The organism is Streptomyces sp. NBC_00122, from assembly GCF_045160845.1.
Classification (GTDB): domain Bacteria; phylum Actinomycetota; class Actinomycetes; order Streptomycetales; family Streptomycetaceae; genus Streptomyces.
Map to the genome: position 1 here is coordinate 6,801,241 of NZ_CP108191.1, position 12,931 is coordinate 6,814,171.

Sequence of the window (12,931 nt, forward strand, 5' to 3'; positions counted from 1 at the left end):
GCCGAAGCATCAGCGGGGCGCGTCGTCGTGCGCGAGTGCGTTCTCCCGCATGTCCGGCTCGACGCGGAGTGTCCTGGCGAACCAGTCGCCGTAGCGGCCCCCCAGGAAGGGAGCCGTGGCCCCGTGAAGAAGGATGCTCAGGCCCACGGTCACGGCGACGGCGTCACCCAGCGAGGCTCCCCCGGGCAGGTGCTCTTCGAAGGCCAGCAGGCCGAACACGAGGGAGGCCAGACCGCGCGGACCGAACCAGCCGATGTAGGCCACGGAAGCGGGGCGCAGACCGGTGCCGAGCAGCGAGAGAGCGACCGGCAGCATCCGGGCGACGGTCAGGCTGATCAGCGCGTAGACCACGATGCGCCACGTCAGGTGCTGGAGTACCGGCCCCAGGATGACCGCGCCGAAGACGAGGAAGCTCAGCGAGGCGAGCAGCAGCCCGAGGCGTTCGGTGAACCTCGTGCTCTGCGCGGGATCCCCGTCCTCGGTACGCAGGCCCCGGTCGGTGGGCATCCGGCGCAGAAGGACGCCGAAGGCCAGGCCGGCGACCCACGCGCCGATGAAGCCGCTGCCCTCGGTCAGGACACACAGCGCGTACGCGATGACCGGAACGGCGAGCGCCAGGAACTGGCGCCAGTCGGAACTGCTCCACCCTCGGGCGAGCGACCAGCGCAACAGGCTCGCCCCGGTCCAGCCCGCCGCGATTCCGATGGCGCCGCTCAGCAGCAGCGCGCGCAGGAAGGTCTCGGCAACGCCCGGATGGCCATGGCCCCCGCCCGCCGCCGCAAGGGTCAGCACGAAGAACGGAAGCGCCAGACCGTCGTTCAGACCGGACTCGACGGTCAGGCCGCCGCGGACCAGGGCCGGCACCCGCTTGTCGGAGACGGCCTGCTTCCCGAGCGCGGCGTCCGTCGGCGCCAGGATGATGCCGACCAGGGCCAGCTCCCACACGCTCAGACCGGTCAGCAGGGGCCAGGCGGCGAGCCACCCCAGAGCCATCGTGACCGGCAGACCCACCGCGAGCAGCCGCAGCGGCAGGAACTCCTCCCGGCGCAGGTCCCGGGCCCTGATCCCGGCCGCGTCCGTGAACAGCGTCAGGACCAGGGCGCTCTCCAGCAGCGTCCGCGTGACCTCGGGATCCCGCGCCCGGTCCAACAGGTCCAGGCCCAGCGGGCCGATCCCCAGACCGACCAGCATGAACACCAACGGTCCTGAGACCACCGTGGTCGACAGGCGCCGCGAGAGCACCCCGTAGCCGACGATCACACTCCCGGCGATCACGACGGCCCAGCCGTTCATCCGCACTCCTCACACCGGGTGTCCCAGACGCGAAGGCCGACCCTACGTCTCGGGCCGACGGGCCACGGGAACCCCTGCTCCCAACGCGCCCAGCTCGGCTCGGTCGGCCCAACGGGCGTGTCGGTCGCCGCGCGGACGTTGCGGTGGCTCGCGGGGTGGCCAAGGGCATCATGGGCGGGTGAACGTCCCCCCGACAGCCGGCGGCGGAGCCGGCGTCCCCGCATTCCTCGAGGTCGCTCCCACACCCCGGACCGCTGTCGTATGGCTCCCGCCGGAAGGGCTGTGGCCTCCCATCCAGAGCATCCGAGCCGAACACGACCCCCAGATCCGCCGCTGGCCACCGCACGTGAACCTCGTCTTCGGCTTCGTCCCGGAGGCCGACTTCGCGTCGGCTGCCCCACTGCTGGCGGCCGCAGCCGCCGAGCGGGAGCCCTTCGCCATCCGCCTCAGCGGAGTGCACGCCTTCCGCCACCGCGCGTACGCCACCGTGTGGCTGGACCCCGCCGCGGCCGGTCTGGCTCCGTGGACGGCGCTCCAGAGCGCCCTGGCGGAGCCGTTCCCGCTGTGCCGCAGCCGGTTCCCGGGCTTCACACCACACCTCTCACTCGGGCGCACCCATGACCCGCGGCGGCTGGCTCCGGAGTGCGAGGCCCGCCTGGGCGCCATGTCGGCGCAGGTCCACGAGATCGTGCTGCTCTCCCGCCGGGGCGAGGAGCCCATGCGACCCCGCGTCGCGATCACCCTGGGCACCGGCGAAGTGCGTCGGCTCTAAGCGGCCTCGGGGAAGTAGGGCACGTCCCCGAGGCCGCTTAGGAGCTGTCCGGCCGATCTTGATAGACCGTCTGCAGTATCTGTTGCCGTACGATCTCGGCAGTTGAGGGGGAGGGCATGGAAGACGTATTCGATCTGACTGGACGGCCACCGAGCGGCTGGATGCACGCCATCTTCGGCGGAGGGCCCTATGGCGAGGACGTCGGCCGCTGCATCCCCGGCCCGCCGGCGCCTGCGACCATCACGGTTCCGCTTCCAGACAGCGGCGAGTTCGTCTACCGGCTGGTGACGGTCGGCTCATGGTCCGATCCGAACGACCCCATCGCCCTCTACAACGACACCGGCCCGGTGCCACCGCCACCGCTGTCGGAACTGGAGAAGTCCTGGCTCAACCGCCGCGCCGGCCAGTAGCTTCAGCCGTCATGACCGCAGCCAGATGACCAGCGAGGCTGCGGTCACGGTGCCCAGGAAGATGTAGCCGCGCTTGTCGTAACGGGTCGCAACGGCCCGGGAGTTCTTGAGTCTGTTGATGGCCCGTTCGACGGTGTTGCGTTTCTTATACCGCTCCTCGTCGAAGGCCGGTGGCCGTCCGCCTCGCGATCCCTTGCGTAAGCGGGCCGCCCGGCTGTCGGCCTTCTCCGGGATCGTGTGCCGATGCCCCGGCGTCGCAGATATTCGCGGCAGGGGCCGTTGCTGTAGGCCTTGTCCGCCGCGACGCTGTCGGGCTTCTTGCGGGGCCTGCCCGGGCCGAGGCGCGGAACGCGGATCTTCTCCAGCACCGGCACGAACTGGGTGCAGTCTGCCCGCTGTCCTGCGGTGATGAGCAGGGACGCGGGCGGCAGCACCCGTCCGCACTCAGGTGGATCTTGCTGGTGAAGCCGCCACGCGAGCGGCCCAGGCCCTCACCTCCCGCACCACCTCCGCCAGGCGGCCGACCAGGCTCTGCCACGGCGTTTCGTTCTGACGTTCTGGCGCTTCGTCCCCCTTTGAGGCGGCCGACGCGGGCGGCGGGTCGGTTCGGGCGCCAGCCGCATGCTGATGTGCGCGCACGATGGTGGAGTCCACCGCCACGTCCCAGTCGATCTCACCCGCTGCATCGGCTGCGGCCTGAACCTGCTGAAGAAGATGTTCCCAGGTGCCGTCCGCCGACCACTGCCGATGGCGCTCGTAGACCGTCTTCCATGGTCCGAACCGATCTGGCAGGTCCCGCCATTGGATGCCAGTCCGTACCCGGTGCAGGATCCCGTCGATCACCTGCCGGTGATCGCGCCACCGGCCGCACCGACCATTACTCACCGGCAGGAACGGCCGCAGCCGTTCCCACTCCGCATCCGACAGATCACCACGCTCAACCCACCCCATGCCCAGAACGAGCCGATCAACCGACGGTCACATGATCGACCGGACAGCTCCTAGTAGATCCCGTAGCGCAGCCGTCCCAGCGCCGTCATGGGGCGGTCGTGGGCGGCGACGGGGGCCGGGAGGGCGGTGGACCCGGTCAGGTAGCGGTCCACGGAGGCGGCCGCCGCCCGGCCCTCGGCGATGGCCCACACCACCAGCGACTGGCCCCGGCCGGCGTCGCCCGCGACGAACACTCCGCGCCCCCGCCCGCCGGAGGCCGCGAAGTCCACGCCGCGGGCGAAATTGCCGCGGTCGTCGAGCTCCAGTCCCAGCTGCTCGCGCAGGCCGCCCGCCCGCTCGGGGCCGGAGAAGCCCAGGGCGAGCAGGACCAGACCGGCCGGGATCACGCGCTCGGTGCCGGTGAGGGGCGTACGGGCCCGGGGCTCGACCGCGGTCAGGTGCAGCGCCCGTACCCGGCCCGCGGAGTCCCCCTCGAAGCGCAGGGTGGCGCTGGCGAACAGCCGCGGGTCGGAGCCCTCGCGCCCGCGGGCCTCTTCGTGGGCGTGGGAGATCCGGTACACCTTCGGGTACACCGGCCACGGCTCGCCGTCGGCCCGGTCGGGGCCGGGTTCCGGATTGATGTCGAGCTGGACCACGGAGAGCGCGCCCTGCCGCAGGGCCGTACCGAGGCAGTCCGAGCCCGTGTCGCCGCCTCCGACGATCACCACGTGCCGGCCCTCGGCGGTGACGGGCGGCACGGCGTAGTCGCCCTCCCGCACCCGGTTGGCGAAGGTCAGGTAGTCCATGGCCTGGTGGATGCCACGCAGGTCGCGCCCCGGGACCGGAAGCTCCCTGCGCTCCTCGGCGCCGACCGCGACGACGACCGCGTCGTACCGGCTGCGCAGCTCGGCCGCGCCGACCGCGCCGGCCACGCCGGGCGCGCCGCCGATGTCCGCGCCCGTCACGAACGTGGTGCCCTCGGCCCGCATCTGCTCGATCCGGCGGTCCAGGTACGCCTTCTCCATCTTGAAGGCCGGGATGCCGTAGCGCAGCAGGCCCCCGATCCGGTCGGCCCGTTCGTGGACGGTGACGCCGTGCCCGGCCCGGGTCAGCTGCTGCGCCGCGGCCAGTCCGGCCGGTCCCGAGCCGATGACGGCCACGGACCTGCCGCTCTGCCGCTCCGGCGGCAGCGGCACCATGTAGCCGCGCCGCAGGCCCTCGTCCGCTATCGCCTGCTCGACGTTCTTGATGGTCACCGGATCCGCGTTGATCGTCAGGACACAGGCGTCCTCGCAGGGGGCCGGGCAGAGCCGGCCGGTGGCCTCGGGGAAGTTGTTGGTCGCGTGCAGCCGCTCGTACGCGGCACGCCAGTCGCCGTGTGCCGCGTACGCGTTCCACTCGGGTATGAGGTTCCCCAGGGGGCAGCCGCTGTGGCAGAACGGGATGCCGCAGTCCATGCAACGGTCCGCCTGCTCCGAGACGAGGGGGAGCAGCGCCTGCCCCGCGTGGACCTCGCGCCAGTCGCCGAGCCGCTCCTCGACGGGCCGGGCCGGGACGGGCTTGCGGGGGATCCTGAGGAAGCCGAACGGATCGGTCACGCGCCGCCTCCCTGGGTCAGCCCGTACCGCATGCGCCATCTGGGCTACATGTGATGTTCTGACCAGATTACGCCGCCCAGGCAAGGGCCCCCAGGGGAGCCGCCACGCGCTCGATCGCCACGCCGCTCCGCGCTCCGTCGGCTACGGACCGTCACCGGTCCGATCCGCCGCCGGTGGTCGACGTCGTTCGAGCTCACTGCTTGCGGGGCTGGGTGAAGCGCAGCAGGTTGCCGGAGGGGTCGCGGAAGGCGCAGTCGCGCACGCCGTACGGTTGGTCGACCGGCTCCTGCAGCACCTCGCCGCCCGCCGTGCTGATGCGCTCGAAGGTGGCGTCGCAGTCTTCGGTCGAGAAGATGACGCCGCGCAGCAGGCCCTTCGCCAGCAGTTCCGCCATGGCCCGCTTGTCGGCGGGTGAGGCGTTCGGGTCCGCGAGGGGCGGTTCGAGGACGATGTTCACATCGGGCTGGGAGGGCGACCCGACGGTCACCCAGCGCATCCCCTCGAACCCGACGTCGTTGCGCACCTCCAGGCCGAGCACGTCCCGGTAGAAGGCGAGCGCCTTGTCGTGGTCGTCGACGGCGATGAAGCACTGCGAAAGCTTGATGTCCATGCGCTCCACGCTAGGGGCGGGGGGCGGCCTTCGCTTCTCCGTTCCTGACCGGTCGCGTGTGGATCTTGGAGATGCAGGCCGGGATGGCGGCGCCCTCGTCATGCGGGCGGGCCCGGTACGCGCTCGGACTCTCGCCGACCAGCTCGGTGAACCGCGAGCTGAACGATCCCAGCGAGGTACAGCCGACGGCGAAGCAGACTTCCGTCACCGTCAGGTCCCCCCGCCGGAGCAGCGCCTTGGCCCGCTCGATGCGGCGCGTCATCAGGTAGCTGTACGGCGTCTCCCCGAAGGCCGCGCGGAAGCTGCGGGAGAAATGGCCCGGCGACATGAGGGCGAAACGCGCCAGCGCCGGAACGTCGAGCGGCTCCGCGTACTCGCGGTCCATCAGGTCACGGGCCCGGCGCAGCCGGACGAGATCCTCAAGATTCACACGACAACCATCCCACAGCGCCGGGCGCCGCCGGTGAAATCGGCCAAGGTTCTGCCCGCCCCGGACGGCGGGCGCACCGGGGATGATGGCCCCGTGCAGATCCGCATCGAGGCCTTCGACCTGCCCGGCCGCACGTGCGCCGCGGGCCCCGGGTTCCCCGGTTATGCCGATGTCCACGTCGCGGTCCAACTCCGGTCACCGCGTGGCGAACTGCTGGGTCCGCAGCCGGGTGACGCCTCGGCCGTCTCCTGGACGCTGGAGTGCGACGTCGCCACCACCCCCCACGGGCTTCGACTTCAGGGGGCCTCACCTGGACCCGGCCACCGTCCGCAGCGCCGTACGGTCCGGACTCCCGCTCGCCCCGCTCGGCCTGACCGACGCCAAGGGGCAGCTCCTGTGTGCCGCCGTTGAGGCCGCCGCGCGTCGCATGGTCCGCCGGACCCGAACCGGACGCCCCCGTGTCCTGAGCGGTCGACCGCGAGCGCGGTCACGGCCGCGGTCACCACGACGCCGGCTGACGGCGGCGGGGCCGTCGGCCGGCGTCGTGGTGGGAGCGGCAGGTGCGCGCGAGGCGTGTGCCTCAGCCCGCGTCCCGCTCCGCGGCCTCGGCGACGCGCTTGATGTGCGCCAGCCGCCTGTCCCAGTCGGCGGCGAGCGCGGACATCCACCGCGCTGTCGCGTCGAGGGCCGCGGGCCGTACCGCGTACCGCACCTCGCGTCCGACCCGGCTGCCCGAGACCAGCCCGGCGGCGTCGAGGACGGTGAGGTGCTTGACCACGGCCTGGCGCGACACGGGCACGCCTTCGGCGAGCGTCGTCGCGGTGGCCTCGCCCTGCGCGGCGAGCAGGTCGAGCAGCCGGCGGCGTGTCGGGTCGGCCAGCGCCGCGAGGACGCCGTCGACCGCCTCGGCGGCGCCGCGGCGTCCGTCGGTCACGCGGACGGCTGTTCGGCGCGCGTCCGGAGCGCGTCGAGCACCTGGGGCCAGCCGCCGGTGTTGTCCTTCACCGCCTTGTCGCGCAGCGCCTCGGGGCCGGCCAGGGCCGCGAACCCGCTCTCGACGACGCGGAGCCGCGTCTTGTCGCCTTCCGGCGTCAGCGTGAACTCCACGAGCGTGCTGTTGTCCTCGCGCAGTTCCTCCCCGGGGAAGGCGCTGGCCCAGCGGTACGCCAGGTAGGTCTGCGGCTCGACCTTCTCCACACGCACCGGGAAGTTCCCGTACTCGGCGTTCTTCGCCACCAGCGACTCGCCTTCCCTGGCCGTGCTGCCGGTCAGGGTCCCCTGGTCGGCCACCCAGAAGCCGGGCTCGGCCACCAGCGACCAGACCCGGTCCAGGGATGCCGCGATCAGGGTTTCGCGTTCGATCCGGTCCATGCTCATGAGGAGACTCCTTCGCTGTGACCCATTGAATGCAACTACAGGGTTGCACGTCGGTGCCCCGGGTGCAACCTCAGGGTTGCATCTGGGCCCGTCGGGCGCCGGCGGCGGAGCAGCCACCCCGCGACGACGGCGGCGCCCGCGAGGGCGTACGCGACGGTGCCGGTGTCCGGGCCCAGTGAGCGCCCGGCGATGTACACGGCGGCGCCGGCCATCGCGACGCCGAACCACTCCCAGCGGCCGTCAAGGGCCACGAGGGCGATCAGCAGCAGCGCGTACCAGGAGTAGCCGGGAGTCATCAGGAGGAAGGCCGTGCCCGTCACCAACAGCGCAGCGCTCCAAGGGCGTTCGGGGTCGCCCCGGCGCCATACGTAGACGGTCACGGCGAGCATCACGGCGGCCACGGCGGGCAGCGCCCAGTCGTCCGGGAGCACCAGCCGCAGCAGTGCGTACCGGCCGTGGGCCCCGGCGTCCTCGTACCCCTCCTCTTCGGCGTACCCGCCCAGGTAGCCGAGGACGGAGGACCGGGACACCAGTACGTACGGCAGGTACAGCAGGCCCACGGTCGCCGCGGCGGGCAGCAGCACGGCGGCCGCGCGCCGCCACGTGCGCACCCCGGCCAGTGCTCCCGGCAGCAGGACGGCGGGCAGCAGCTTCGCCGCGACGGCGAAGCCGAAGAGCACCCCGCCCGCCACCCGACGGCGGCTGACCATCCCGAGGGCGGCGACCGACAGGAGCACCGCGAGGGCGTCGACATGGGCGTTGTTGACGGCCTCCACGGCCACGGCCGGGCACCAGGCCCAGTACGCCGCGTGGCGCGGATCGCCCCGTCGGCGACGCAGGATCAGCAGCAGAACGCCCGTCACCCCGACGGACACGGCCACGCCGCCCACTTGGAGGGCCTTGTGCCGTACGCCGTCGGGGGAGAGGGCGTGGACGAGGAGGAAGTACCCCTCGGCGACCGGGGGATAGATGGTGTGCACCTGCGGGCGGTTGATGCGGGTGCACACTCCCGCCGTGACGGGCGCGAGGTCGGGCCGCCCCGTGCAGGCCGGTCCCTCGGGGAACAGCCAGGCGTCACGCAGCCCCGTGAGCGCAGGATCGGCGGGGGAGTGGTCGTACGGCGAGATCCCGGCGGCCTGGACCCGCCCGTCCCAGGCGTAACGGAACGAGTCGGTGCTCGTCCGGGGCGCGGCGGTCAGCCCGGTGAGGGCGACGGCGGCCGAACCCGCCAGCACCAGCGGGATGACGGCCCGGGCCGGAACCCTGCGCAGGCTCACCACGGCAACGGCGAACAGCGCCCACGATGACGCGTACCACCAGGTCAGACCTATGGGGTCGGCGAAGTAGCCGTCCTTGCGCACCGTCGGGACCAGCACGGCGGTCAGTGCCGTCAGCAGTACGGCCGTGGTGAGAGTGGCGCGGACCGGATGGGCGGGGCGAGGGTGGTTCATGCGGCCCAGATCTCCGCGCCGCGGGAGAACGGCGGGGAAGACCGACGGCCCAGCTCCACGAAGGGCCGGCCCGCCGCGCTCCACCGGTGCGCCGGCCGCCAGCCGGTCCGCTCGGCGTACGCGCACAGGGCGTCGACCCCGACCCGGGCCCACTGGAACGGGGAGCCCAGTGCGCCGCGGCCGTCGGCGACGCGCACCTCGCACCGCTCGTCCACATCGGCGACGGCGCATTCGACGATGATCTTCCCGCCGGGGCTCGTCACCTCTCCCATCCGGCGCAGCAGCACGACCGGATCACCGCCGATGCCGATGTTCCCGTCGATCAGCAGCACGCTGCCCCAGCGGCCTTCCCCGGGCAGGGGGTCGAAGACCGAGCGGCACAGCGCCGGTCCGCCCATCCGCTCGGTGCGGGCCACCGCCTCGGGGCTGAGGTCGATGCCCAGCGCCCGGCGCCCACGGGCCGCGAGGGCCGCCACCAGCCGGCCGGGGCCGCAGCCGACGTCGAGTACGGCGCCTCGGCAGCGCCGCAGCACGGACCAGTCGGCCTCGTCCGGAGCCTCGCACCAGCGCTCCACCTCCAGGGGAAGCAGCCAGCCGTCCCCACGCCGCAGGAACAGCGGCCCCTGGCCGGACCGGAGCGCGTCGTTGTAGGGATCCGCCCGCCAGGCGGTCGGCGCGGTCACGAACGCACCTCGATGGTGGAAGCAAGCTCGGCGTGGAGCGTCGCGAACCGTCCGGCCGGCGCCTCGGCGGCCACCCGCAGCGCGTCCTCGGCGGTGTCCACATCGCACAGCTCCGGCAAGTGCCCGATCCGCAGCCCGGCCGCGCGCAGCCGCTCGTACTGCGCGGAACCCGTGTACGGCTGGGACATCGGCACCCCGCGCAGCAGGGCCGGGTCGGGCTCGGCCAGGCCGAGCGCCCAGAAGCCGCCGTCGGTGGCGGGGCCGAACCAGGCGTCGTACGCGTCCCAGGCGAGGGCGGGCGCGAGGAGGGCGGGGGACACCTGGGGCGTGTCCATGCCGAGGAGGAGTGCCGGGCCCGTACACGAGGCGAAGGCGGCGGCGAGCCGCTCGTCCAGGCCGCCCGCGCACTGCGGCAGTACCTCGAAGCCCGGCGGGAGCCACGGGCCGGGCCGCCCGTCCAGTACGAGTACGCGCCGCGCGGCGGGTACCGCGGCCACGGCGGACAGGGTGTCGGCCAGGGCGGCCGCCGCCAGCGCTGCCGCCTGGCGCGGTGTGAACGGCGGGGTCAACCGGGTCTTGACCCGGCCCGGAACGGGCTCCTTGGCGATGACGAGCAAGGTGGTCGAGGGCGCGGTCGTGGATGTGGATGTGGTCGTGGGAGGGGTCACCGGACACCGTCCGCGGCCGGCTTGCGAGGGGCTTCCGCCAGTACGCGCCGCATGTCGTGCACGGCCTGCCAGGTGCCCCGCCAGGTGCCGGTCACCTTGGACTTCCCGGACCGGGGGAGGTACGGGACGTCCACTTCGCGCACCCGCCAGCCCGCGTCGGCGGCCCGGACGACCATCTGGAGCGGATATCCGCTGCGCCGGTCGGTCAGGTCGAGCCCGAGCAGGGCCTCGCGGCGGGCGGCCCGCATCGGCCCGAGGTCCCGCAGGCGCAGTCCGGTGCGCCGGCGCAGCATGTGGGACAGGGCGAGGTTTCCGGCCCGGGCGTGCGCGGGCCAGGCGCCCCGCCCCTGGGGGCGGCGCCGCCCGAGGACCAGATCCGCCTCACCGTCCGACACCGCCCGGACGAAACCGGCGAGGAGGCCGGGGTCGAGCGAGGCGTCGCAGTCGCAGAAGCAGACCACGTCGGCCTCGGCGGCCAGCAGCCCGGCGTGGCAGGCGGCGCCGAAGCCGCGGCGGGTCTCCTCGACCACGGTCGCGCCGAGCTCGCGGGCGAGGGCGGCGGAGCCGTCGGTGGATCCGTTGTCCACGACGAGCGGCCGCCAGCCGGACGGGATGCGGGCGAGGACCCAGGGCAGGGCCTCGGCCTCGTTCAGACAGGGGAGTACAACATCTACGGTCACGTGACTCACCGTAGGAATCCGCGCGGCACAAAAGGGCTTTCCACTCCTTACGAAACGCGGACGTCACCCTCACCGGCCCTCTGGCTCCGCTGCCGGCGCCGGGCTGATGCGACCCTGGACCCATGAGCCATACCGAACCGTGCCCCCATGTCCTGGTGGTCGAAGACGACCCGACGGTCGCGGAAGTCGTCTCCGGCTACCTCGCACGGGCCGGCTGCACCGTCGAGCACGCACCCGACGGCCCCGACGCCCTGCGCCGTGCCGCCGCCCGGTGGCCGGACCTGGTGCTCCTCGACCTGATGCTGCCCGGTCTCGACGGCCTGGAGGTGTGCCGGCGGCTGCGGGCGACAGCTCCGGTTCCCGTGATCATGCTGACGGCGCTCGGCGACGAGGACGACCGGATCGCGGGCCTGGAGCTCGGGGCCGACGACTACGTCACCAAACCCTTCAGCCCGAGGGAACTCGTCCTGCGGGTCGAATCCGTCCTGCGCCGCAGCCTCGGCAGCCGGCGGCAGGACCCCGCCCCGTCCCGGCAGGTCCTCCGGGCGGGCGACGTGGTGCTCGACCCCGCGACCCGGCGCGCGGCCAAGCAGGGGCGCGAACTGGCTTTGACGCTCAGGGAGTTCGACCTCCTCGCCCACTTCCTGTCGCACCCTGGACGGGCACACGGACGCGAGGAACTGATGCGCGAGGTGTGGGGCTGGGACTTCGGCGACCTGTCCACGGTCACCGTTCACGTGCGCCGACTCCGGGCGAAGATCGAGGACGACCCCGCCCAGCCCCGGCTGATCCAGACCGTATGGGGCGTCGGATACCGCTTCGAGACCGGGGAAAAGGAGACCGTGTCGTGAAGGACGTCCTGCTCATCGCCCTCTTCGCGCTCGGCGGCGCGGGCGGCGCGGGGCTCGTCGGTGCGCTCGCCCTGCGCCTGGTCCGCCACCGTTCGGTCGCGGTGTCCCTCTTCGTGGTCGCCGCGGTCACGGTCACCGCGATGCTGGCCGGCACGCTGGCCGTCGCCGAGGCGATGTTCCTGTCCCGGCACGACCTGTGGGTGGTCACCGTGGTCGTGGCCGTGGCTGCCGTCGTCGCACTGGCCACCGCCATGCTGCTCGGCCGCTGGGTCGTCGCCCGCAGCCGCGAACTGGCCGTCGCCGCCCGCGACTTCGGTGACGGTGGCCGGTTCGCGGCCCCCCGGACCGGAGCCACCGCCGAACTGGCCGCGCTCTCCCGGGAACTGGCCGCGACCAGCGCCAAGCTCGACGCGTCCCGGAAGCGGGAGCAGGCCCTGGAGGCCTCACGGCGCGAGCTCGTCGCCTGGATCTCGCACGACCTCCGGACCCCGCTCGCCGGACTACGGGCGATGGCCGAGGCCCTGGAGGACGGCGTGGCCGCCGACCCCGCCCGCTACCACCGGCAGATCCGCACGGAGGTCGACCGGCTCAACTCCATGGTCACCGACCTCTTCGAACTCTCCCGCATCCACGCCGGAGCGCTCAGCCTCAACCCCAGCCGGATCTCGCTCTACGACCTCGTGGACGACGCCCTCTCCGGGGCCGATCCGCTCGCCCGGGAACACGGCGTGCGGCTGGTGGGGGAAGGGGTGGCCGCCGTACCGGTTGACGTCGACGGCAAGGAGATGGCCCGGGTCATCGCCAACCTCCTGGTCAACGCAATCCGCCACACGCCGGCCGACGGCACCGTCGCCGTCACGGCGGAGGGCCGGGCGGACGGGGTCGTCCTGTCCGTGACCGACGGCTGCGGCGGCATTCCGGAGGAGGATCTCGCGCGGGTCTTCGACACCGGCTGGCGCGGCAGCGAGGCCCGTACACCGCCCGCCGGGGCGGGACTGGGTCTGGCGATCGTCCGCGGCATCGTCGAGGCGCACGCCGGCCGGACCCACGTACGCAACGTCCCGGGCGGCTGCCGCTTCGAGGTCACCCTCCCGGTGGCGGCACCCGCCTGAGCTGTTCCGCCCGACCGGCTCCGACGCCGCCGGAGCCGGTCACGAGGCTCGCCTCCGGGGCGAAGG

17 protein-coding genes are annotated in these 12,931 nt (G+C 73.1%); 5 read left to right on the top strand and 12 right to left on the bottom strand.

What is annotated here, in order from left to right:
• Positions 1-9: 9 nt before the first annotated feature.
• Entirely contained in the window at positions 10-1,293 is a 1,284-nt protein-coding gene (locus OG737_RS30980) for a cation:proton antiporter (RefSeq protein ID WP_405922248.1), read from the bottom strand.
• 178 nt (positions 1,294-1,471) lie between these two features.
• On the opposite strand from OG737_RS30980, the gene OG737_RS30985 reads away from it, so the two are divergent.
• Positions 1,472-2,065, top strand: a complete 594-nt coding sequence (locus OG737_RS30985) for a 2'-5' RNA ligase family protein (RefSeq protein WP_328929505.1) — start codon at positions 1,472-1,474, stop codon at positions 2,063-2,065.
• Positions 2,066-2,181: 116 nt separating this feature from the next.
• Complete coding sequence (locus OG737_RS30990) at positions 2,182-2,475, top strand: hypothetical protein (RefSeq protein ID WP_257552399.1); 294 nt, start codon at positions 2,182-2,184, stop codon at positions 2,473-2,475.
• Positions 2,476-2,519: 44 nt separating this feature from the next.
• On the opposite strand, the gene OG737_RS30995 is transcribed toward OG737_RS30990, so the two are convergent.
• The 5 genes from OG737_RS30995 to OG737_RS31015 all read right to left on the bottom strand — a co-directional run bounded on the left by OG737_RS30995 (position 2,520) and on the right by OG737_RS31015 (position 6,043).
• Positions 2,520-2,909 (bottom strand): transposase, encoded by a 390-nt coding sequence (locus tag OG737_RS30995; protein WP_405922249.1) that lies wholly within the window; start codon positions 2,907-2,909, stop codon positions 2,520-2,522.
• A gap of 10 nt (positions 2,910-2,919) precedes the next feature.
• A complete protein-coding gene (locus tag OG737_RS31000; protein WP_405676839.1) occupies positions 2,920-3,426 on the bottom strand; it encodes an IS5 family transposase in 507 nt (168 codons plus the stop codon).
• Positions 3,427-3,476: 50 nt separating this feature from the next.
• Complete coding sequence (locus tag OG737_RS31005; RefSeq protein WP_328929506.1) at positions 3,477-5,003, bottom strand: glutamate synthase subunit beta; 1,527 nt, start codon at positions 5,001-5,003, stop codon at positions 3,477-3,479.
• 193 nt (positions 5,004-5,196) lie between these two features.
• Positions 5,197-5,613 carry a VOC family protein gene (locus OG737_RS31010; protein ID WP_328929507.1) on the bottom strand — a complete coding sequence of 139 codons (417 nt, stop codon included), beginning with the start codon at positions 5,611-5,613 and terminating at the stop codon, positions 5,197-5,199.
• Positions 5,614-5,623: 10 nt separating this feature from the next.
• A complete protein-coding gene (locus OG737_RS31015; protein WP_405922250.1) occupies positions 5,624-6,043 on the bottom strand; it encodes a helix-turn-helix domain-containing protein in 420 nt (139 codons plus the stop codon).
• On the opposite strand from OG737_RS31015, the gene OG737_RS31020 reads away from it, so the two are divergent.
• Positions 5,927-6,454 (top strand): DUF5990 family protein, encoded by a 528-nt coding sequence (locus OG737_RS31020; RefSeq protein WP_405922251.1) that lies wholly within the window; start codon positions 5,927-5,929, stop codon positions 6,452-6,454. The two genes, OG737_RS31015 and OG737_RS31020, sit on opposite strands and share 117 nt — an antisense overlap.
• 169 nt (positions 6,455-6,623) lie before the next feature.
• On the opposite strand, the gene OG737_RS31025 is transcribed toward OG737_RS31020, so the two are convergent.
• The 6 genes from OG737_RS31025 to OG737_RS31050 are packed head-to-tail and all read right to left on the bottom strand — an operon-like array spanning position 6,624 to position 10,902.
• Positions 6,624-6,977: a metalloregulator ArsR/SmtB family transcription factor gene (locus tag OG737_RS31025; RefSeq protein WP_328929510.1), complete on the bottom strand. Its 354-nt coding sequence runs from the start codon at positions 6,975-6,977 to the stop codon at positions 6,624-6,626.
• Positions 6,974-7,420: an SRPBCC domain-containing protein gene (locus OG737_RS31030; protein ID WP_405681296.1), complete on the bottom strand. Its 447-nt coding sequence runs from the start codon at positions 7,418-7,420 to the stop codon at positions 6,974-6,976. Before OG737_RS31030 ends, OG737_RS31025 begins: the two co-directional genes overlap by 4 nt.
• Before the next feature lie 35 nt (positions 7,421-7,455).
• On the bottom strand, positions 7,456-8,871 hold the full coding sequence (locus OG737_RS31035) for a glycosyltransferase 87 family protein (RefSeq protein ID WP_405922252.1): 1,416 nt from the start codon (positions 8,869-8,871) through the stop codon (positions 7,456-7,458).
• Complete coding sequence (locus tag OG737_RS31040) at positions 8,868-9,554, bottom strand: methyltransferase domain-containing protein (RefSeq protein ID WP_405922253.1); 687 nt, start codon at positions 9,552-9,554, stop codon at positions 8,868-8,870. The genes OG737_RS31035 and OG737_RS31040 overlap by 4 nt, the downstream gene beginning before the upstream one ends.
• The gene (locus OG737_RS31045; protein ID WP_328929513.1) at positions 9,551-10,222 is read right to left on the bottom strand and encodes a DUF2064 domain-containing protein; all 672 of its coding nucleotides are present in this window, start codon (positions 10,220-10,222) and stop codon (positions 9,551-9,553) included. The genes OG737_RS31040 and OG737_RS31045 overlap by 4 nt, the downstream gene beginning before the upstream one ends.
• Complete coding sequence (locus OG737_RS31050; RefSeq protein WP_328929514.1) at positions 10,219-10,902, bottom strand: glycosyltransferase family 2 protein; 684 nt, start codon at positions 10,900-10,902, stop codon at positions 10,219-10,221. The genes OG737_RS31045 and OG737_RS31050 overlap by 4 nt, the downstream gene beginning before the upstream one ends.
• A 122-nt stretch (positions 10,903-11,024) precedes the next feature.
• Between OG737_RS31050 and OG737_RS31055 the strand changes: the two genes are divergently transcribed.
• Together OG737_RS31055 and OG737_RS31060 are read left to right on the top strand one after the other, a co-directional pair.
• Positions 11,025-11,753 (top strand): response regulator transcription factor, encoded by a 729-nt coding sequence (locus tag OG737_RS31055; RefSeq protein WP_328929515.1) that lies wholly within the window; start codon positions 11,025-11,027, stop codon positions 11,751-11,753.
• Positions 11,750-12,865, top strand: coding sequence for a HAMP domain-containing sensor histidine kinase (locus OG737_RS31060; RefSeq protein WP_328929516.1), 1,116 nt, complete (start codon positions 11,750-11,752; stop codon positions 12,863-12,865). Before OG737_RS31055 ends, OG737_RS31060 begins: the two co-directional genes overlap by 4 nt.
• The last annotated feature ends 66 nt before the right edge of the window (positions 12,866-12,931 follow it).

Coding starts and splice junctions, on each gene's coding strand:
- OG737_RS31020 (WP_405922251.1), top strand. CDS start 5,927: ATGGCCCGGCGACATGAGGGCGAAACGCGCCAGCGCCGGAACGTCGAG.
- OG737_RS31030 (WP_405681296.1), bottom strand. CDS start 7,420: ATGAGCATGGACCGGATCGAACGCGAAACCCTGATCGCGGCATCCCTG.
- OG737_RS31000 (WP_405676839.1), bottom strand. CDS start 3,426: ATGGGGTGGGTTGAGCGTGGTGATCTGTCGGATGCGGAGTGGGAACGG.
- OG737_RS31055 (WP_328929515.1), top strand. CDS start 11,025: ATGAGCCATACCGAACCGTGCCCCCATGTCCTGGTGGTCGAAGACGAC.
- OG737_RS30980 (WP_405922248.1), bottom strand. CDS start 1,293: ATGAACGGCTGGGCCGTCGTGATCGCCGGGAGTGTGATCGTCGGCTAC.
- OG737_RS30990 (WP_257552399.1), top strand. CDS start 2,182: ATGGAAGACGTATTCGATCTGACTGGACGGCCACCGAGCGGCTGGATG.
- OG737_RS31010 (WP_328929507.1), bottom strand. CDS start 5,613: ATGGACATCAAGCTTTCGCAGTGCTTCATCGCCGTCGACGACCACGAC.
- OG737_RS31035 (WP_405922252.1), bottom strand. CDS start 8,871: ATGAACCACCCTCGCCCCGCCCATCCGGTCCGCGCCACTCTCACCACG.